General features: G+C 66.4%; 15 protein-coding genes. 9 read left to right on the plus strand and 6 right to left on the minus strand.

The window, feature by feature from the left end; genetic code table 11:
• Positions 1-175 precede the first annotated feature (175 nt).
• Positions 176-655, plus strand: coding sequence for a MarR family winged helix-turn-helix transcriptional regulator (locus tag QX135_RS28625; protein ID WP_315775434.1), 480 nt, complete (start codon positions 176-178; stop codon positions 653-655).
• A gap of 164 nt (positions 656-819) precedes the next feature.
• On the opposite strand, the gene QX135_RS28630 is transcribed toward QX135_RS28625, so the two are convergent.
• Together QX135_RS28630 and QX135_RS28635 are read right to left on the minus strand one after the other, a co-directional pair.
• Positions 820-3,699 (minus strand): EAL domain-containing protein, encoded by a 2,880-nt coding sequence (locus tag QX135_RS28630; protein ID WP_315783597.1) that lies wholly within the window; start codon positions 3,697-3,699, stop codon positions 820-822.
• Positions 3,700-3,868: 169 nt separating this feature from the next.
• On the minus strand, positions 3,869-4,867 hold the full coding sequence (locus tag QX135_RS28635) for an NAD(P)H-quinone oxidoreductase (protein WP_316234406.1): 999 nt from the start codon (positions 4,865-4,867) through the stop codon (positions 3,869-3,871).
• An 87-nt stretch (positions 4,868-4,954) separates the two neighbouring features.
• Between QX135_RS28635 and QX135_RS28640 the strand changes: the two genes are divergently transcribed.
• Both QX135_RS28640 and QX135_RS28645 read left to right on the plus strand, forming a co-directional pair.
• Positions 4,955-5,146 carry a DUF1192 domain-containing protein gene (locus QX135_RS28640; RefSeq protein WP_315713892.1) on the plus strand — a complete coding sequence of 64 codons (192 nt, stop codon included), beginning with the start codon at positions 4,955-4,957 and terminating at the stop codon, positions 5,144-5,146.
• A 603-nt stretch (positions 5,147-5,749) separates the two neighbouring features.
• Positions 5,750-6,262 carry a DUF1465 family protein gene (locus tag QX135_RS28645; protein WP_315713893.1) on the plus strand — a complete coding sequence of 171 codons (513 nt, stop codon included), beginning with the start codon at positions 5,750-5,752 and terminating at the stop codon, positions 6,260-6,262.
• Between the two features lie 157 nt (positions 6,263-6,419).
• Here the strand turns inward: QX135_RS28645 and rpmE are convergent, their stop codons facing one another.
• Positions 6,420-6,647, minus strand: a complete 228-nt coding sequence (rpmE, locus tag QX135_RS28650) for a 50S ribosomal protein L31 (protein WP_015664357.1) — start codon at positions 6,645-6,647, stop codon at positions 6,420-6,422.
• 223 nt (positions 6,648-6,870) lie between these two features.
• On the opposite strand from rpmE, the gene QX135_RS28655 reads away from it, so the two are divergent.
• Positions 6,871-8,727: an ABC transporter ATP-binding protein/permease gene (locus QX135_RS28655; protein WP_315813647.1), complete on the plus strand. Its 1,857-nt coding sequence runs from the start codon at positions 6,871-6,873 to the stop codon at positions 8,725-8,727.
• Positions 8,728-8,873: 146 nt separating this feature from the next.
• Entirely contained in the window at positions 8,874-9,074 is a 201-nt protein-coding gene (locus tag QX135_RS28660; RefSeq protein ID WP_006614616.1) for a hypothetical protein, read from the plus strand.
• A gap of 202 nt (positions 9,075-9,276) precedes the next feature.
• Here QX135_RS28660 and QX135_RS28665 read toward each other — a convergent pair whose 3' ends face one another.
• From QX135_RS28665 to QX135_RS28675, 3 genes are all read right to left on the minus strand, one after another.
• The gene (locus QX135_RS28665; protein WP_315775430.1) at positions 9,277-9,726 is read right to left on the minus strand and encodes a GNAT family N-acetyltransferase; all 450 of its coding nucleotides are present in this window, start codon (positions 9,724-9,726) and stop codon (positions 9,277-9,279) included.
• Between the two features lie 123 nt (positions 9,727-9,849).
• Positions 9,850-10,878, minus strand: a complete 1,029-nt coding sequence (locus QX135_RS28670; protein ID WP_315753304.1) for a peptidoglycan -binding protein — start codon at positions 10,876-10,878, stop codon at positions 9,850-9,852.
• Positions 10,879-10,920: 42 nt separating this feature from the next.
• Positions 10,921-11,910 (minus strand): flagellar motor protein MotA, encoded by a 990-nt coding sequence (locus QX135_RS28675; RefSeq protein WP_315734443.1) that lies wholly within the window; start codon positions 11,908-11,910, stop codon positions 10,921-10,923.
• A 182-nt stretch (positions 11,911-12,092) separates the two neighbouring features.
• On the opposite strand from QX135_RS28675, the gene QX135_RS28680 reads away from it, so the two are divergent.
• The 4 genes from QX135_RS28680 to QX135_RS28695 all read left to right on the plus strand — a co-directional run bounded on the left by QX135_RS28680 (position 12,093) and on the right by QX135_RS28695 (position 18,585).
• On the plus strand, positions 12,093-12,905 hold the full coding sequence (locus QX135_RS28680) for a DUF1295 domain-containing protein (protein ID WP_315783589.1): 813 nt from the start codon (positions 12,093-12,095) through the stop codon (positions 12,903-12,905).
• A gap of 12 nt (positions 12,906-12,917) precedes the next feature.
• Positions 12,918-13,946, plus strand: a complete 1,029-nt coding sequence (locus QX135_RS28685) for a cyclopropane-fatty-acyl-phospholipid synthase family protein (RefSeq protein WP_316181581.1) — start codon at positions 12,918-12,920, stop codon at positions 13,944-13,946.
• A 281-nt stretch (positions 13,947-14,227) separates the two neighbouring features.
• Entirely contained in the window at positions 14,228-15,424 is a 1,197-nt protein-coding gene (locus QX135_RS28690; protein WP_315734436.1) for an efflux RND transporter periplasmic adaptor subunit, read from the plus strand.
• 5 nt (positions 15,425-15,429) lie between these two features.
• Positions 15,430-18,585 carry a multidrug efflux RND transporter permease subunit gene (locus tag QX135_RS28695; RefSeq protein ID WP_316181579.1) on the plus strand — a complete coding sequence of 1,052 codons (3,156 nt, stop codon included), beginning with the start codon at positions 15,430-15,432 and terminating at the stop codon, positions 18,583-18,585.
• Positions 18,586-18,767: the final 182 nt, after the last annotated feature.

Consider the following 18,767-nt stretch of genomic DNA (forward strand, 5'->3'; position numbering starts at 1 on the left):
CAGGCAGCCGTCGCCATGAATGACGGCATGCGTCTCCCTCCCATATTGTAGTCGTTGATCGCGAGACTAACAGAATGGTTGTATTTTGCAATTATTGTGGATGTGACCAATTGCGGCGGCTTGCCCTTGCGACGGCATCGGTCTAGGCAGGGATGCTTCATGTCAGCGAGCCAGCATGCCCAAGAGCGCGAGCGCCGGAGCGCAGCGAGACGCAGCCAGCCGGGTTTCCGGGATCGGTCTCGGTGAGCTCGAGAGCCATCTCGGCTATTTCGTCCGCCGCCTGCAGCACTGGATCTTCCGCGACGTCAACGCCGCGCTCGCGGCCGTCGACCTCGACGTCATCCTCTATTCGATCCTGGAGACGATCGCGGCCAATCCCGGCGCCGCGCAGATCGCGATCGCGGGCGCGCTGGGCATCGAGCGCGCGCGCATGGTCGCGCTGCTCGACGACCTGCAGCAGGCCGGGCTGATCGTGCGCGAACGCTCCGAGCACGACCGCAGGGCCCATGCGCTCGGCCTGACGCCGCGTGGTCGCCTGATTCTCAAGAAGGCCAATGCACTGGTCGCCGCGCACGAGAAGCGGGTGGCACGCCGGCTCGGGGGCGACAATTATCGCCGCGCGCTCACGGCGCTGTCGCAGTTCGAGACGGACTAGGCTCGTCGCGAACGGGCCATGTCGCGAGCCTTCTGCCCCGCAAGCACGCATTGGTCATCACTCACACGGCACCCTCTACGCGGTACCGCGGTAACTCTACCTCAAACGAAGCAAAATGAAAGATGCATCCTGAGGCTGTTGCCATGCTGGATGCATTGCAGTCCTCAGCTCGCCGCTTCCAGCCGCTCTTCCGTGAGAAGCCGCATCGCGGCGTCGGCGTCCATCGGCTCGCCGAAGGCGTAGCCCTGGGCGTATTCGCAGCCGAGCTGATAGAGCTCGACGGCATCGGAGTCGGTCTCCGCGCCTTCCGCCACCACGTCCATGCCGAGGTCGTGCGCCAGCGCGATGATCGATTTGAGGATCACCGGCCGCGTGCCGCGCGCGGTGGTGCGCACGAACGACTGGTCGATCTTCAAGGTGTCGAACGGGAAGCGCTGAAGATAGGCGAGCGAGGAATGGCCGGTGCCGAAATCGTCGATCGACAGGCCGACGCCGAGCTCGCGGATGCGCGTCAGCATCTGCGCGGCGTGCTCCGGGTTCTCCATCACCAGCGATTCCGTCAGCTCGATCTTGAGCGAGCCGCGCGCGACCGAGGAGCGGGCCAGCACCGAGCGGATGTCGTGGATCAGGTCGTGGCGCAGGAGCTGGCGCGAGGAGACGTTGACGCTGGCGAAGATCGGCTCGCGCAGCCGCGTCGCGCGCTGCCACACCGCGAGCTGGCGCGCGGTCTGGTCGAGTACGAAGGTGCCGAGATCGACGATCAGGCCGATCTCCTCGGCGATGGTGATGAACTCGATCGGTGACATCCGCCCGAGCTTCGGATGATCCCAGCGCGCCAAGGCCTCGAAGCCGGCGATCGAGCGATCCTCCAGCCGCACGATCGGCTGGTACAGGATCGTGATCTCCTGGCGCTCGATCGAGCGGCGCAGCTCGCTCTCCAAGGTCAGGCGGTCGTTCTTGCGCGCCCGCATCGCCGGCTTGTAGACGTCGATGCGGTCGCCGCCGATGCGCTTGGAGTGATACATCGCAAGCTCCGCATCCTTGATGATGTCCTCCGACAGCTGCGTCTGCGGGTCGGACAGAGCAAGGCCGATCGAGGCGGTCAGGAAGATCTCGCGCTCGTTGAAGGCGATCGGCGCGCGGATGGTCTTGCGGATGGTCTCGGCAAACGCGGTGATGCGGGCGGGGTCCTGCTCGGACAGCAGGATCAGGCCGAACTGATCGCCGGCGAGCCGCGCCAGCGTGTCCTGGGGTTTCAGGATGCGCGACAGCCGCCGCGCCAGGGTCAGCAGGATGGAATCGCCGACCGCGATACCGACGGAATCGTTGACCTGCTTGAAGCGGTCGAGATCGATCACCATCAGGGTGGGCCGCATGGCCGGCATCGACTTGGCGAAATTGGCGACGGCGGCGAGACGGTCGATGAACAGCTTGCGGTTGGGCAGGCCGGTCAGATTGTCGTGCACGGAATCGTGGAGCAGGCGCTCCTCGGCATTCTTGAACTCGGTCACGTCGGTGAGCGTGCCGACCACGCGCGAGACCTCGCCGTCCGAGCCGACCACGGGGCGCGCCTTGAGCGCGAACCACATGAAATGGCCGTCGGGCGTGCGCAGCCGGAAGTCCTGCACCAGGCGGCCGCGGCGTTGGTCGAGGACACTGTCGAGCGCGGCGCGGAAGCGGTCCTGATCGAGCGGATGCAGCACCTCGAGCCATTTCGCGGCCGGGCCTTCCAGCGTGCCGCGCTTCAGGCCGAGCAGGCTCTCGGTCTCCGGGCTGGTGAACACCTTGTCGGCGGAGACGTCCCAGTCCCAGATCAGGTCGCCGGAGCCGGCCAGGGCCAGCGCGCGGCGCTCGACGTCGGAGACGATGCCGGTGGTGGCGCCGCCGCCGGCGAAGGCGTGCTGCATCACCGTGAAGCCGATCAGCATCACGATCAGCACGAGGCCGCCGAGCAGGGCCGGGCCGACGATGTCGTTGGTGACTTGGCCCGCGACCGTCATGCCGGCGGCGGCGACCCACACCGTGAGCAGGAACCAGGTCGGGATCAGCAGCACCGCGCGGTCGAAGCCGTGGCTGGAGAGATAGACGATCAGTGCGAAGCCAAGGACCGCGATCAGCAGCAGCGACATGCGTGCGATGCCTGAGGCCACCGCCGGATCGAACAGCGCCACCGCGACCAGCGAGCCCAGGAAGAACAGCCAGCCCAGCGTGATGTGCGAATAGCGGACGTGCCAGCGCGACAGATTGAGATAGGCGAACAGGAACACCAGCAGGGTCGCCGCCAGGATCGCCTCGCCCGCCGCGCGCCAGACGCGCTCGGCATTGTTCGACATGTCCAGGACCTTGCCCCAGAAGCCGAAGTCGACGCCGATATAGACCAGCACCGCCCAGGCCAGCGCCGCGGCCGCCGGGAACATGATGCTGCCCTTGACCACGAACAGGATCGTGAGCACGAGGGCGAGAAGCCCGGAGATGCCGATCACGATGCCCTGGTACAGCGTGAACGAGTTGACCTTGTCCTTGTAGGCCTCGGGCTCCCACAGATAGAGCTGCGGCAGCTTGTCGGTGCGCAGCTCGGCCACGAAGGTAACGACCGAGCCCGGATCGAGGGTGACGCGGAAGACGTCGGCGGTCGGGCTCTCCTGCCGCTCCGGCAGGTCGCCGACCGAGGGCGTGATGGTGGCGATGCGCGACAGGCCGAGATCGGGCCAGAGCACGCCGGAGCCGACCACGCGGTAGTGCGGTGCCACGATCAGGCGGTCGAGCTGGTCGTCGGTGTTGTTGGCCAGTGCGAACACGATCCAGTTCTGGCCGCCCTCGCGGGCCCGCACCTCGATGCGGCGGACGATGCCGTCGGTGCCGGGCGCGGTCGAGACCTGGATGCGGTCGTTCTCGCTGCGCTGATGATCGAGGATGCCCGTGAGGTCGATCGCAGGCGCGTCGCTGCGAACGCTGACGGCGTCAACGGCCTGAGCGGGGGCAGCGGCACCACACATCACGAGGCCCAGCGCCGCCAACGACGCGAGGCACCTGATCAGACGCAATGTCAAATCTCCGCGTTCGACACCAATCCAAAGCGAAACAAGCCAAATCGAAAGAGGTCGTCGCCGGGCTAATTGGAGCCGTTCCAGGCACGGTTCAGATGTGCGCGATCATTGGCACGAAAGCGAGGAGAATCAAAGAGTTTCCAAACACGCTCTGTTTAGACTGCACCTAGATTTCCAACACAATTTTGCCAATATGTTGGCTCGTCTCCATGCGTGCATGCGCTTTCGCTGCATCCACGAGGGGAAAGGTCGAGTCCATCAGCGGCTTGATGCGGCCCTCGCGCAGGAACGGCATCACCCTGGCCTCGATCGCCGCCACCATCGCCGCCTTGTCGGCGTTGCTGCGCGGGCGCAGCGTGGATCCGGTATGGGTCAGGCGCTTGACCATCAGCTTGACGAAATTGACGGTCGCCTTCGGGCTACCCAGGAAGGCGATCTGGACGATGCGGCCATCGGTGGCCGCGGCGTCGTAGTTGCGCTCGATGTAGTCGCCGCCGACCATGTCGAGGATGACGTTGGCGCCCTTGCCGCCGGTCGCCTCCTTGACCACGGCGACGAAATCCTCGGTCTTGTAGTTGATGGCTCTGATGGCGCCGAGCTTAACGCAGGCGTCGGCCTTGTCCTGCGAGCCGACGGTGACCAGCACCTTGGCGCCGAACGCCTTGGCGAGCTGGATCGCCATGGTGCCGATGCCGGAAGAGCCGCCATGCACCAGCAGGGTCTCGCCCTGCTTGAGGCCGCCGCGCTCGAACACGTTGTGCCAGACCGTCATCAGGGTCTCGGGCAGGGCGCCGGCTTCCAGAATTGAGAGCGCGGAGGGGACCGCCATCGCCTGCGCATCTTGTGCGATGCAATATTGCGCATAGCCGCCGCCGGCGACCAGGGACATCACGGTGTCGCCGAGCTTGTGCCGGACGGCGCCCTCGCCGAGCGCCACGACCTCCCCGGCCACTTCCAGCCCCGGCAGGTCGCTGGCGCCGGGCGGCGGCGGATAGCTCCCGGAGCGCTGGGCGACGTCGGGACGGTTAACGCCGGCGGCCTTCACCTTGATCAGGATCTCGCCGGGGCCGGGCTTGGGGACGGGCCGGGTTTCCGGCTTGAGCACCTCGGGTCCGCCCGGCTGGCTGATGGCGACCACGGTCATTTGCGCGGGCAGCTGTTCCATGAGAAATCCTTCGGCGAGGGCTGAAAGCGGGTGCTGCCGCGTGCTTAAGCCAGCCGGGGCATGGCTGGCAACCGGGAGGAGGGTGAGATGGCAAACGAGGACGACGACCGGCCGCGCAAGGCCGTTTCGCACGAGATCGGGCAGGATCTGTCGATGCTGTCGGTCGAGGAGCTGACCAGCCGAGTGGCGCTGCTCCGCGCCGAGATCGAGCGCATCGAGCAGGCGGTGGCGAAAAAGCGCGCCTCGCGTGATGCCGCCGCCAGCATCTTCAAGTCGTGAACCTCGCGGCCGTAGAAACACGGTCGGCCAGTGGCCGACATGGCTAACGAAGATTGAAAAATTTTCGCCATTTACGGTTGATTAAGCTTTCGCGTTTACAACCGAAACCGTCCTCGTTTGGACACCGAGTGGCTCCTGTCCACTCTGTTTGACGCCTCCCTGTTATCAACTTCAAAGCCGCCGGAAACGGCGGCTCTTTTTTTGCGCCCGCGCCGAGCCGGGCGGTCGTCCTTGGCGTGCCCCCCATGCGCAGGCGGCGATCGTGGAACGAACGTCGTGCCTGCTCATTGCGCCCGCGCCGGTCTTCGGTCGCCAGCAGGTCGCGCGCGAAAATCCTGTGTGCCGCGGCAGGCGTGACGATCCTCGTTCGACGACTGCAAACTATTGCCGTGATCATGGTTGCTAGTTGAGCTGATCGTGCGACTCGGCCGCGATCGGCCGTGTTGCAGTCGCAAATGGTACGAGGGCACGGCATGGCCCACGCCGTGGAAACCATAAAAGGCGTTGCTGCTGGACTCTCGAAACCGGCCGCGCAATGATTTGTTCATCATACCGGCGTCGTTGCCGGGTTGCGTAAACAGTCGCGTTTAAGAGGCGTTAACCATGTCGGACCGTTTGCTGGGCGATGGCGCTCTGGTTCAGTTCAACGAGCGGCTCACCAATTCTGCTGCATTCGGCGCGCTGTTCCGGGAAGGCATGGATCTGGTCGAGGAGACCGCCGCCTATCTCGATGGCGACGGCCGCAACGAGGCCAAGGCGCTCGACCGCGCCGTCAGCCTGACCTACGCGACCGAGAGCATGCGTCTCACCACCCGCCTGATGCAACTGGCGTCCTGGCTGCTCCTGCACCGCGCGGTGAAGGAGGGCGAGATGACCCTGAGCCAGGCCAACCGCGAGAAGACCAAGGTCAAGCTGACCGCTGCAGACCCCGGGCCGGATGATCTGCTGGAGAAGCTGCCGCAGCAGCTGCAGAGCCTGATCTCCCGCTCGATGAGCCTGCAGGTGCGGGTCCGCCGGCTCGACTCGACCATTCATTCCCCGCCGCCGGACCAGAGCGCGATCGGCAATCCTCTGGTGCCGCATCTCAACCGGCTGAAGGCCGCGTTCGAGCAGTAGGCCCCGGCATCGGGCGGCCCCGCCGGGCCGCTCCCCCAGCCGAAGGTCTCGTTGCGACCAGCCCAGAAACAAAAACGCCCCCGTCTCCGGGGGCGTTTTGCTGTGAGCTGTCCATCAGGCGCAGGCCTGGAAGGCCGGTACCGGGGGCAAGAAGGCATCAATCCTTCTTGAGGAAGCCCTGGAACTTCTTCTGGAAGCGGGAGACGCGGCCGCCGCGATCCATCAGCTGCTGGGTGCCGCCGGTCCACGCCGGGTGCGACTTGGGGTCGATGTCGAGGTTGAGCTTGTCGCCCTCTTTGCCCCAGGTCGAGCGGGTCTGGTACTCGGTGCCATCGGTCATCACGACCGTAATCGTATGATAATTCGGGTGAATGTCGGCTTTCATGGCTGATCCTACGGCACGATGCGAAGACATGATGCGGCGCGGCCGCGCCTGATCCTGTCGTCACTGAAGGGGGACAATTGCCGGGCTCTATAGCCCAAGGTTCTGCCCAAAACAAGCCAAGGTCGCGGATGAACACCTTGGTACGTTTCCGGATTTGCCAAGCCCGGCCCGGCAGGCCTATCAGGACGGCAGATCGGTATTTGGAACAATTCTCAGGTGGCCCATGAGCGTAGTGGAACGGCTTGACGAGCGGCAGGGCGCTGCCCCAGGGCAGGATCCGGTCGGAGATGCCGTTGCGGCCGTCGAGGCATTGGCCGAGCCGGCAAGCCCTGTGCGGCGCTCGAAGCTGCGCCCGCTGCTGGCGCTGTCTCCCTATGTCCTGCGCTATCGCGGCCGTGCCCTCCTGGCGCTGATCGCGCTCACGGTCGCGGCGCTGACCACGCTGCTGGTCCCGATCGCGGTCCGCCGCATGATCGATTTCGGCTTCACGCCGAAAGGCATCGAACTGATCAACAGCTATTTCAGCGTCATGATCGCCGTGGTGGCGGTGCTCGCGCTGGCAAGCGCGGCCCGCTACTACCTCGTCATGACGATCGGCGAGCGCATCGTCGCCGATCTCCGGCGCGACGTGTTCGCGCATCTGATGTCGCTGTCGCCGTCGTTCTTCGATTCCGCGCGCTCCGGCGAGCTGGTGTCGCGGCTCACCGCCGACACCACCCAGATCAAATCGGCGGCGGGCGCCTCCGTGTCCATCGCGCTGCGCAATCTGCTGCTGTTCATCGGGGCCACCGCAATGATGGTGATCACGAGCCCGAAGCTGTCCGGCTTCGTGCTGCTGGCGATCCCGCTGATCGTGCTGCCGCTGGTGGCGTTCGGGCGCTGGGTCCGGCGGCTGTCGCGCAACGCCCAGGACACGCTCGCCGACGCCTCGGCCTATGCGTCCGAGCTGATCGGTTCGATCAGGACGGTGCAGGCCTATACCAGCGAGAGGCTCGCGGCGGCGCGCTTCGGCGGAGAGGTCGAGCAGGCCTATGAGGCGGCGCGGGTCTCGACCCAGGCGCGCGGCGTGCTCACCGCGATCATCATCTTCATCGTGTTCTCCAGCGTCGTCGCGATCCTCTGGGTCGGCTCGCACGACGTGCTGACCGGTGCGATCAGCGCCGGACGGCTCGGTCAGTTCGTGCTCTACGCGGCCTTCGCGGCCGCCGGGCTCGGCCAGCTCTCGGAGGTCTGGGGCGAAGTGTCGGCGGCGTCCGGCGCGGCCGAGCGGCTGTTCGAGCTGTTGCACGTGCAGCCGGAAATCACGGCGCCCGCGCAACCGCGCCCGATGCCGGAGCCGGCGCGTGGCGACCTCGGCTTCGAGCGGGTCAGCTTCGCCTATCCGGGTCGCCCAGACGTCTGCGTTCTCGACGATGTCTCGTTTGTGATCCGCGCCGGTGAGAAGGTCGCAATCGTCGGCCCCTCCGGCGCCGGCAAGAGCACGCTGTTCCATCTGCTTCTGCGCTTCTACGATCCCGCGTCCGGCTCGATCTCATTCGACGGTGTGCCGGTGCGCGCGGCTGACCCGCGCAAGATGCGCGAGCGCATCGCGCTGGTGCCGCAGGAATCCGTGGTGTTCGCCGCCAGTGCGCGCGAGAACATCCGCTTCGGCCGGCCCGAGGCGACCGACGCCGAGGTCGAGCGCGCCGCCGATCTCGCTCATGCCAGCGAATTCATCCGCCGCTTGCCGAACGGCTTCGACACCTCGCTCGGCGAGCGCGGCGTCACGCTCTCGGGCGGCCAGCGCCAGCGCATCGCCATCGCGCGCGCCATCCTGCGCGATGCGCCGCTGCTGCTGCTCGACGAGGCGACCTCGGCGCTCGACGCCGAGAGCGAGACGCTGGTACAGACTGCGCTCGAGGGGCTGATGAAGGACCGCACCACCCTGGTGATCGCGCATCGACTCGCCACGGTGCTGTCCTGCGACCGCATCCTGGTCATGGACCGCGGCCGCATCGTCGAGCAGGGCACCCACACGTCGCTGGTTGCGGCCAACGGTCTCTATGCGCGGCTGGCCCGGCTGCAGTTCGAGGGCGTGTAGTTCCTGCAACACCGTGGACGGCCGGCAACACCCTCGAATTCTCGTTCCCGACCCTGCAACCTTTCTCCCGCCTTGTACGTTCCCTGCCGGAACAGATGGCGCGCCGCTCGTAGCAGGCGTGCCTGGTCCTAACAGGAGCAACGGACATGCCTTATCGTCGTGGCAGTTTTGCCCTCACGCCGCCCTCGTTCGTGATCTTCGCAATCGCGCTGGTGCTCGCCCTCGTCGCGATGCTCGCGCACTACATGCACGCTTCGGTGCCGCTGCTGTCGGCCGCGCACGCCTTCGATGCGCTGGCGATTGCGTTCGTGGTGTTGACGATCGGTGTGCTGTTTCGCGGCGTGTAGTTGCTGATCGCTGCACCCTCGGTGTCGCCCCTGCGAACGCAGGGGCCCATAACCACAGACCGATGTTTGGCGCCCGAATGCCAGGGACACCCACTCGTCGCAAAACCTCTGCCGCGGCGTATGGGTCCCGGATCTGCCCTCGCTGCGCTCGGTCGTCCGGGACGACAGTGGTGTGTGTCGCCGCAGTGCAATCCAATCGCTTCTAAGGCGTCCACGCCATTCGCAGCACCGGACGGCCCGACGTCGGGTTGACGTCCTCGCCGGCCTCCGCGAAGCCGCAGCGCTTGTAGAAGCGAATGGCGCGGGCGTTGTCCTTGTTGACCAACAGCGTGATGCCGCCGGGCGAACGCTGCTTGGCCACGTCGACGAGCTGCGTCGCCAGCGGCGAGCCCCAATGCTGGGGCGACACCACGAGCTGATCGAGATAGCCGGTAGCATCGATGGTGACGAAGCCGGCGAGGGTGCCCTCCGTCTCGGCCACGATCACCTCAGCCTTCGGTACCAGCTCGCTGCGCCAGCGCTCGCGCCACCACGGCACCCGCGCGGCAAAGTCGATGGCGGGATAAGCGAGCTGCCACGTCTCCTGCCACAGCGCGATCGCAGCGTCCTCGTCGGCGGCGCGATAGGGGCGAAGAGTGAAGGGCACGGTCAAGATGAGGTCGTCATGCCCGGCCTCGTGCCGGGCATCCACGCCTTTCCAGCCTGGAGACCTCCGACGGCTTGGATGGCCGGGACAAGCCTGGCCATGACGTGGTGAGAGGCGTGTCGTCTCAACTCACCGCTCCGTCAGCTTCAGCTCGATGCGCCGGTTGCGGCGGAAGGCCTCCTCGGTATTCGCGGGATCGAGCGGCTGGAATTCGGCGAAGCCGGCCGCGACCAGACGCTGGGCAGGCACGCCGAGCGAGATCAGATACTGCACCACCGAGATGGCGCGCGCCGAGGACAATTCCCAGTTCGACTTGAACACCGGGCTGTTGATCGGACGAACGTCGGTGTGGCCATCGACCCGCAGCACCCAGGAGATCTCGGCGGGGATCTGCTTGTCGAGATCGACCAGCGCCGTCGCCACCGAGTTCAGCTCCTGCTGGCCCTCGGGCAGCAGGGTGGCTTGCCCCGTGTCGAAGAACACCTCGGACTGGAACACGAAGCGGTCGCCGACGACGCGAATGTCGGGACGGTTGCCGAGGATGGCGCGCAGCCGGCCGAAGAACTCCGAGCGGTAGCGGGTCAGCTCCTGCACCCGCTGTGCCAGCGCGACGTTGAGGCGCGAGCCGAGATCGGCGATGCGGCTCTGCGATTCCTTGTCGCGCTTCTCCGAGGCATCGAGCGCATCCTCGAGCGCGGCGAGCTGGCGGCGCAATGCGCTGATCTGCTGGTTGAGCACCTCGATCTGGGCCAGCGCCCGCGCCGTGACCTGCTTCTCGGAGTCGAGCGCCCGGTTGAGCTCGTTGGCGCGGCCGGCGGCATTGCTGCCGGCATTGGCGAGCCCGTCATAGAGACCCTTGACGCGGTCGCGCTCGGCTTCGGCGCTTGCGAGCCCGGCGCGCAGTTGCGCAACCTGGTCGTCCAGCGAGAGCTTGCCGAGCTTCTCCAGGGACAGCATCTCGTTGAGCTGCGCGATCTTGGCGTTGAGCTGCTCCAGCGCCTTGTCCTTGCCGGTGACCTCCTGCGACAGGAAGAACTGCACCACCAGGAACACGGTCAGCAGGAACACGATCGACAGCACCAGCGTCGACAGCGCATCGACGAAGCCCGGCCAGTAGTTGAGGCCGGAATCTCCACGGCGGGTACGGGCAAGCGCCATTCAGCGTCTCCTAGTTCGTCTTCGGCCGGCCGGTGGAGCAGCTCAACTCTTCTCGGTCTGCCGCGCGAGCCGCTCCAGCAGCCGCTTGATCTCGCGGTTCTGCTCGCCCTGGCCGTCGGCCCATTCGCGGATCATCTGCTGCTCGGTGCGCATGTGCCCGACCAGCCCCTGGATCGCCTCGGCGAGGTTGGCCATCGCCGCGGTGGCGCCGCGGTTCGAGCCGTCCTCCATGGCGGTGCGCAGCCGCTCGATGGCGACCGAGAGATCGGCCCCGGTATCGCCCGTCCCGCCATATTCGCGCACGGTGCCCGCGAGCCAGTCTTCCAGGTCGGTATAGAAGCGGTTCTGCGCCTGGCTCGACTGCAGGTCGAGGAAGCCGAGGATCAGCGAGCCGGCGAGGCCGAACAGCGAGGACGAGAACGAGATGCCCATGCCGCCCAGCGGCGCGGCAAGGCCGCCCTTCAGCGTATCGAACAGCGCGCCGGCGTCGCCGCCGACCTTGAGGCCCTCGATCACCTTGCCGACCGAGCCGACCGTCTCGATCAGGCCCCAGAACGTGCCGAGCAGGCCGAGGAACACCAGCAGGCCGGTCATGTAGCGGGAGATGTCGCGGGCCTCGTCCAGGCGCGTAGCGATCGAGTCGAGCAGATGGCGCATGGTCTGCTGTGAGATCGACATCCGCCCCGAGCGCTCGCGGCCGAGGATGGCGGCCATCGGCGCCAGCAGGACCGGGTGACGAGGCACCGCCAGGCCGGGATCGGCGATGCGGAAATTGTTGACCCAGGACACTTCCGGATAGAGCCGGACCACCTGTCGGAACGACAGGATGACGCCGATCAGCAGCACCGCCCCGATCAGGGCGTTGAGGCCGGGATTGGCGAAGAACGCCATGATGATCTGCTTGTAGAGCACGACGCCGACCAGCGCGCACAGCACCAGGAAGACCAGCATCCGCACCAGGAAGATCCGGGGCGAGGACAATTTGGTCATTTCGACGTCCATCGCGGAGCGGGAAGGGGAGCCTTGAGGCATTGTCGATGACATCCGTTGCGGGGACCGGTCCCTGAAATCCACTATGGCACAGCAGCAGCGGGAAAAAAGCCGCGATCGGCGCAATCCCCGTCCCCTGCGCGGAACTATGGCTGAAACCGGCGGGCATCCGCGGCGTAGTTAGTCCCGTGGCTCATATCTAGCGGGAACGCCCTGGCTTTGTCATGACCGTCGTTGAATATCTGCAAGCGCTCCTGGCGATGGCCGCGGCGATGTCGGTGCTGATGGGGCTCGCCTGGGTCGTGCAGCAGCGCAGCGGCAACTCCGGCTGGGTCGACACGATCTGGACATTTTCCGTCGGGCTGGTCGGCGCCGCCGGCGCGATCTGGCCCGCCGGCGGCGCCGCCCCCAACGCGCGGCAGTGGCTGGTCGCGGTGCTGGTGGCGATCTGGTCGCTGCGGCTCGGCGGCCATGTCGCGGCACGCAGCCGCGGCATGTCCGACGACCCGCGCTATGCGGAGTTTGCCCGGCAATGGGGCGCGGCCGCACCGCGGCGCATGTTCCTGTTCCTGCAGCAGCAGGCCTGGGGCTCGATCCCGCTGGTGTTCGCGATGTTCGTCGCGGCCCATGCGCCGGCCGCCGAGCTGCGTCTGCAGGACTATCTCGGCATCTTCGTGCTGTTCGCAGGCATCGCCGGCGAGGGACTGGCCGACGCCCAGCTCAAGGCGTTCCGCGCAGATCCCGCCAACAAGGGCAAGGTGTGCGACGTCGGCCTGTGGCGCTGGTCGCGCCATCCCAACTATTTCTTCGAATGGGTGTGCTGGCTGTCCTACCCGGTCATCGCGCTGTCATTCGATCATCCGTGGGGCTTCGCCAGCCTGCTCGCGCCGCTGTTCATGTACTGGATCCTGGTCCACGTCACCGGCATCCCGCCGCTGGAACAGCAGATGCTGCGCTCGCGCGGCGATCGCTACCGGGCCTACCAGGCGCGCACCAGCGCGTTCTTTCCCCTGCCGCCAAATCCTTTTACGAAGTAACGGAGCCACTGCATGAGCTTCATCTCGACCATCATCGGCGCCGCCGAGCGTGTGCCGCTGCCTGACGCCGTCATCCGCTCAGCGATCTCCGAATTGTGCGCACGCACCGCGGCGCGGCTGGGCGGGGCCGATGCAATGGGTGATGCAGAGTTCGCCCGCGTGCTGACGATGCGCCCGATCGCCGAGCATACCGACGCGGCGAACAGCCAGCACTACGAGGTGCCGGCGGCGTTCTTCGCCCGCGTGCTCGGGCCGAACCGCAAATATTCCTGCTGCTTCTACAAGGAGCCGGTCTCGACCCTGCAGGAGGCGGAGGAGGAGGCGCTGCGCCAGACCGTCGCCAATGCCGATCTGCAGGACGGCCAGAGCATTCTCGAGCTCGGCTGCGGCTGGGGCTCGCTGTCGCTGTTCATGGCCCGGCAGTTCCCGCATGCGAAGATCACGGCGGTGTCGAACTCCCATTCGCAGCGCCGCGCGATCGAGGAGATGGCGGCCGCGCGCGGCCTGCTCAATTTGCGGGTCATCACCGCCGACATGAACGGGTTCGCTCCCGACGCGCGGTTCGATCGCATCGTCTCGGTGGAGATGTTCGAGCACATGATGAACTGGCGCGAGCTGCTGTGGCGGGTCAGATCATGGCTCGCGCCGGACGGCCGCCTGTTCATGCACATCTTCACCCACCGCACCGGATCCTACCTGTTCGACCGCAACGATCGCGAGGACTGGATCGCGCAGCATTTCTTCACCGGCGGCATCATGCCGAGCCACACCTTGATCCGGCAGTATGCGGATCTGTTCGCGGTCGAGAAGGAATGGTGCTGGAGCGGCACGCATTATCAGCGCACGGCACGGGACTGGCTGGCCAATTTCGATGCCGACTACAACCGCATCCTGCAGGTGCTGCAGCCGGTCTATGGCGACGACACGGCGCTGTGGATGCGCCGCTGGCGCTGGTTCTTCCTCGCCACCGCGGGTCTGTTCGGGCACGACGAAGGCCGTGAATGGGGCGTCAGTCACTACCGCCTGCGGCCGGCGAACTAATTTGTTTGCTGCGGCGGGATGCCGCAGCTCCGAAGGAGATTCGCGTTTCACTGTGCGGATTCTGCGGGGAACCTGCTGCCACAAAGCACTCACAATTAGGTGAGTCCAAAAAAATCTTGATCTATCAGTCACGTAGTTCGTGTGACATCAAGCCGCCCGAGTTCCGCGTTGCGTCGCAGCAGCTCTTTTCTATGTTGCAGGCAAGGCGAGCGCCAGAATGGCGCCATGACTGGGCCATCCGGTCGACCGGTTTTCATCATCATCGAGGGGCTCCTCCACCCATGTCTCGTTTTCGCGCGTCGCTGGTCAGCAGTGCATTGATGCTCGCGGCCGCCGCGCCGCTGCTGGCCGGCTGTAACGACCCCATCCAGGCTCAGGCCTCCGCCAATGAGCAGATCGTCATCCCCGACGTCGGCATCGTGACCGTCGAGCAGAAGGCGCGAGCGATCGTGCGCGAGCTGCCCGGCCGCATCGCGCCGACCCGCGTCTCCGACGTCCGTCCGCGCGTCTCGGGCATCATCGTCGAGCGGCTGTTTCGCCAGGGCAGCGAGGTCAAGGCGGGCGATCCGCTCTATCGCATCGATCCGAAACCGTTCGAGGTGGAGATCCTGTCGAGCCGGGCGGCGCTGGCCAAGGCCGAGGCGGTGCATGAGCGCGCGGTGCAGCAGGCGCGCCGCATCGCCCTGCTGTTCAAGGAGCGCGCTGCGCCCGAGGTCGAGCAGGAGAAGGCGGTCGCGAGCGAGCGCGAAGCCGCGGCCGACATCGAGGCCCGCAAGGCCGATCTCGCGCGCGCCCAGCTCAATCTCGACTATGCGACCGTGCGCGCGCCGATCGACGGCATCGTCGGCGCGGCCCAGGTCAGCGAGGGCGCCATCGCGGTCCAGAACGAGACCTCGTTGGTCACGATCCAGCAGCTCGATCCGATCTATGCCGACTTCACCCAGTCGGTGAGCGAGCTCAACCGCCTGCGCCGGGCGTTCGAGTCGGGCGACCTCGACCAGATCTCGCCCGACGCGATCAAGGTCCGTCTCGTGCTCGACGACGGCACGCCGTATTCGATCCCGGGCAAGCTCTTGTTCTCCGACGCCAAGGTCGATGCCGCCACCGGTCAGGTCACCCTGCGCGGCGAGTTCGCCAATCCGAAGCGCGAGCTCCTGCCGGGCATGTATGTCCGCGTCCGCATCGAGCAGGGCATCGACAGCGACTCCGTCGGCGTGCCGCAGCAGGCGGTGCAGCGCAACGCGGCCGGCGGGTCCGAGGTCTACGTCATCCGCGACGACAACCGCGCGATCGCCAGGCCGGTCCGCACCGGTCCGACCCAGGATGGCCTGGTGCTGATCACCGACGGTCTGCGCGCCGGCGACAAGGTCGTCGTCGACGGCTTCCAGAAGTTCGCCGCCGGCGACAGGGTCGCGCCGCAGGTCTGGACCGAGGTCAGCGCCGCGACGCAGCTCGAATCGAAGTCGGCGACGCGGTAAGTCGCATGCCGAGCTTCTTCATCGACCGGCCTATCTTCGCCTGGGTCGTCGCGCTGTTCATCTGCCTGATCGGCGCGATCGCGATTCCGCTGCTGGCGGTGGCGCAATATCCGATCATCGCGCCGCCCTCGATCTCGATCTCGACGAGCTATCCCGGCGCATCGCCGGAGAACCTCTACAACAGCGTGACGCGGCTGATCGAGGAGGAGCTCAACGGCGCTTCCGGCATTCTCAATTTCGAATCCACCAGCGATTCGCTAGGCCAGGTCGAGATCACCGCGAACTTCGTGCCGGGCACGTCGACCAATGACGCCTCGGTCGAGGTACAGAACCGCCTCAAGCGTGTCGAGGCGCGGCTGCCGCGCGCCGTCATCCAGCAGGGCATCCTGGTCGAGGAAGCCTCCGCCGCGGTGCTGCAGATCATCACCCTGCAGTCGACCGACGGCAGCCTCGACGAGGTCGGCCTCGGCGACTTCATGATCCGCAACGTGCTCGGCGAAGTCAGGCGCATTCCCGGCGTCGGCCGCGCCACGCTGTATTCGACCGAGCGCTCGCTGCGCGTCTGGCTCGATCCGGCCAAGCTGGTCGGCTACGGCCTCACCGCCGACGACGTCACCAAGGCGATCGGCGCGCAGAACGCGCAGGTCGCCTCGGGCAGCATCGGCGCCGAGCCCGCGACGACCTCGCAGCGCACCTCGGCGCTGGTGCTGGTCAAGGGCCAGCTCGATTCGCCCGACGAGTTCGGATCGATCATCCTGCGCGCCAATGCCGACGGCTCGACGGTCCGGCTGCGCGACGTCGCCCGCATCGAGATCGGGGGCTTGAGCTATCAGTTCAACACCCGCCTCAACGGCAAGCCGACCGCGGGTCTCTCGGTGCTGCTGTCGCCGACCGGCAATGCGCTGGCGACCGCGAGCGCGGTCGAGGCCAAGATGAAGGAGCTGTCGCGCTTCTTCCCGTCCAACATCAGCTATGAAATCCCCTACGACATCACGCCGGTCGTCAAAGCCTCGATCAAGCGGGTGCTGATGACCCTGGTCGAAGCCGTCGTGCTGGTGTTCGTGGTGATGTTCCTGTTCCTGCAGAACATCCGCTACACCATCATCCCGACCATCGTCGTCCCCGTGGCGCTGCTCGGCACCTGCGCGACGCTGATGCTGGTCGGCTACTCCATCAACATGCTGACGATGTTCGGCATGGTGCTCGCGGTCGGCATCCTCGTCGACGACGCCATCGTCGTGGTCGAGAACGTCGAGCGCATCATGACCGAGGAGGGGCTGTCGCCGAAGGAGGCGACGCGCAAGGCGATGGGCCAGATCACCGGCGCCATCATCGGCATCACCCTGGTGCTGATGGCGGTGTTCGTGCCGATGGCATTCTTCCCCGGCTCGGTCGGCATCATCTACCGGCAGTTCTCGGTCACCATGGTCGCCGCGATCGGCTTCTCGGCGCTGCTGGCGCTGTCGCTGACTCCGGCGCTGTGCGCGACCCTGCTGAAGCCCGTCGCGGCCGGCCACGGCCATGCGAAGAAGGGCGTGTTCGGCTGGTTCAACCGCTTCATGGACAACAGCCGCAACCGCTACACCGGCGTGGTCGGCGGTGCGCTGAAGCGCACCGGGCGGTTGATGCTGATCTATGCGATCTTCCTGGTCGGGTTGACCTTCGCCTTCATCCGGCTGCCGGGCGGCTTCCTGCCGGTCGATGACCAGGGCTTCATCACCACCGACGTGCAGACACCGGCGGACTCCTCCTATGCGCGGACGCAGGCGGCCGTCGAGGCGGTCGAGAAGTATCTCGCCAAGCGCGAAGGGATCGAGAACGTCACCTTCCTGACCGGCTTCAGCTATGCCGGCCAGGGCGTCAACACCGCCCAGGCCTTCATCTCGCTGAAGGACTGGTCGGAGCGCAGCAAGCGTGACGGCGCCGCGGCGCTGGTCGCCGACGTCAACCGCGATCTCGCCGGCTTGCGCGACGCCAAGATCACGGCGCTGCAGCCGCCGCCGATCGACAATCTCGGCAACTCCTCGGGCTTCAGCTTCCGCCTGCAGGACCGCGGCCAGAAGGGCTATGCCGCGCTGACCGCCGCCGCCGACCAGCTGATCGCGGAGGCCAATGCCAGCCCGGTGCTGCAGAAGGTCTATGTCGAAGGCCTGCCGCCGGGACCCCAGGTCAATCTGATGATCGACCGCGAGAAGGCCGGCGCCTTCGGCGTCACCTTCGAGGACATCAACAACACCATCTCGACCAATCTCGGCTCGACTTACGTGAACGACTTCCCCAACCGCGGCCGCATGCAGCGCGTCGTGGTGCAGGCCGATCGCATCAGCCGCATGAACGCAGACGATATCCTCAACTACAGCGTCAAGAACGCCAAGGGGCAGCTGGTGCCGTTCTCGTCGTTCGCGACGATCCAATGGGCCAGGGGACCGAGCCAGATCGCCGGCTTCAACTACTATCCGGCGATCCGCATCTCCGGCGAGGCCAAGCCGGGCTACACCTCGGGCGATGCGCTCAAGGAGATGGAGCGGCTCGCCGGCAAGCTGCCGCGCGGCTTCGGCTATGAATGGACCGGACAGTCGCTGCAGGAGAAGCTGTCGGGCTCGCAGGCGCCGCTGCTGCTGGGCCTGTCGGCACTGGTGGTGTTCCTGTGCCTGGCCGCGCTCTACGAAAGCTGGACGATCCCGCTCGCGGTGCTCTTGACCGTGCCGCTCGGCATCCTCGGCGCCGTCGTCGCCGCCAATCTGCGCGGCCTGTCCAACGACGTGTACTTCACGGTGGCGCTGATCACCATCATCGGACTCGCCGCCAAGGACGCGATCCTGATCATCGAGTTCGCCAAGGACCTGCGCGCCCACGGCAAGCCGCTGGTCGCGGCGACGATCGAGGCCTGCTCCTTGCGCTTCCGCCCGATCATCATGACCGGCCTCGCCTTCGTCTGCGGCGTGCTGCCGATGTCGATGGCGACGGGCGCCGGCGGCGCCAGCCAGCAGGCGCTCGGCACGAACGTGATGGGCGGCATGATCGCGGTGGTGATCCTGGCGCTGCTGATGGTGCCGGTGTTCTTCGTCTCGGTGCAGCGCGTGCTCGCAGGCGATCGGGAGAAGACGGAGCCGGTGGCGGAGCGTGAGGCCTATGGGCCACCGGCGCCGGCGAAGTCGTAGGCGATCGTGAATGGTCTGTCCGGAGGATTGTGCCGACATCCTGCCGCGCGGCCGGTCTGCTCCCCTCCCCCTCGCGGGGAGGGGTTGGGGGTGGGGGGCGCCGAAGGTATGAACCGGGCTGAGTCCTGACAATTCAGACCGGGTTGATTCCTGACAGGCAAGCTTCGTCCGATTCGAAGGAG

Source organism: Bradyrhizobium sp. SZCCHNR1098, from assembly GCF_032489375.1.
GTDB lineage: Bacteria > Pseudomonadota > Alphaproteobacteria > Rhizobiales > Xanthobacteraceae > Bradyrhizobium.

Coding starts and splice junctions, on each gene's coding strand:
- QX135_RS28625 (WP_315775434.1), top strand. CDS start 176: ATGCCCAAGAGCGCGAGCGCCGGAGCGCAGCGAGACGCAGCCAGCCGG.
- QX135_RS28635 (WP_316234406.1), bottom strand. CDS start 4,867: ATGGAACAGCTGCCCGCGCAAATGACCGTGGTCGCCATCAGCCAGCCG.
- QX135_RS28640 (WP_315713892.1), top strand. CDS start 4,955: ATGGCAAACGAGGACGACGACCGGCCGCGCAAGGCCGTTTCGCACGAG.
- QX135_RS28645 (WP_315713893.1), top strand. CDS start 5,750: ATGTCGGACCGTTTGCTGGGCGATGGCGCTCTGGTTCAGTTCAACGAG.
- rpmE (WP_015664357.1), bottom strand. CDS start 6,647: ATGAAAGCCGACATTCACCCGAATTATCATACGATTACGGTCGTGATG.
- QX135_RS28655 (WP_315813647.1), top strand. CDS start 6,871: ATGAGCGTAGTGGAACGGCTTGACGAGCGGCAGGGCGCTGCCCCAGGG.
- QX135_RS28660 (WP_006614616.1), top strand. CDS start 8,874: ATGCCTTATCGTCGTGGCAGTTTTGCCCTCACGCCGCCCTCGTTCGTG.
- QX135_RS28670 (WP_315753304.1), bottom strand. CDS start 10,878: ATGGCGCTTGCCCGTACCCGCCGTGGAGATTCCGGCCTCAACTACTGG.
- QX135_RS28675 (WP_315734443.1), bottom strand. CDS start 11,910: ATGCCTCAAGGCTCCCCTTCCCGCTCCGCGATGGACGTCGAAATGACC.
- QX135_RS28680 (WP_315783589.1), top strand. CDS start 12,093: ATGACCGTCGTTGAATATCTGCAAGCGCTCCTGGCGATGGCCGCGGCG.
- QX135_RS28685 (WP_316181581.1), top strand. CDS start 12,918: ATGAGCTTCATCTCGACCATCATCGGCGCCGCCGAGCGTGTGCCGCTG.
- QX135_RS28690 (WP_315734436.1), top strand. CDS start 14,228: ATGTCTCGTTTTCGCGCGTCGCTGGTCAGCAGTGCATTGATGCTCGCG.
- QX135_RS28695 (WP_316181579.1), top strand. CDS start 15,430: ATGCCGAGCTTCTTCATCGACCGGCCTATCTTCGCCTGGGTCGTCGCG.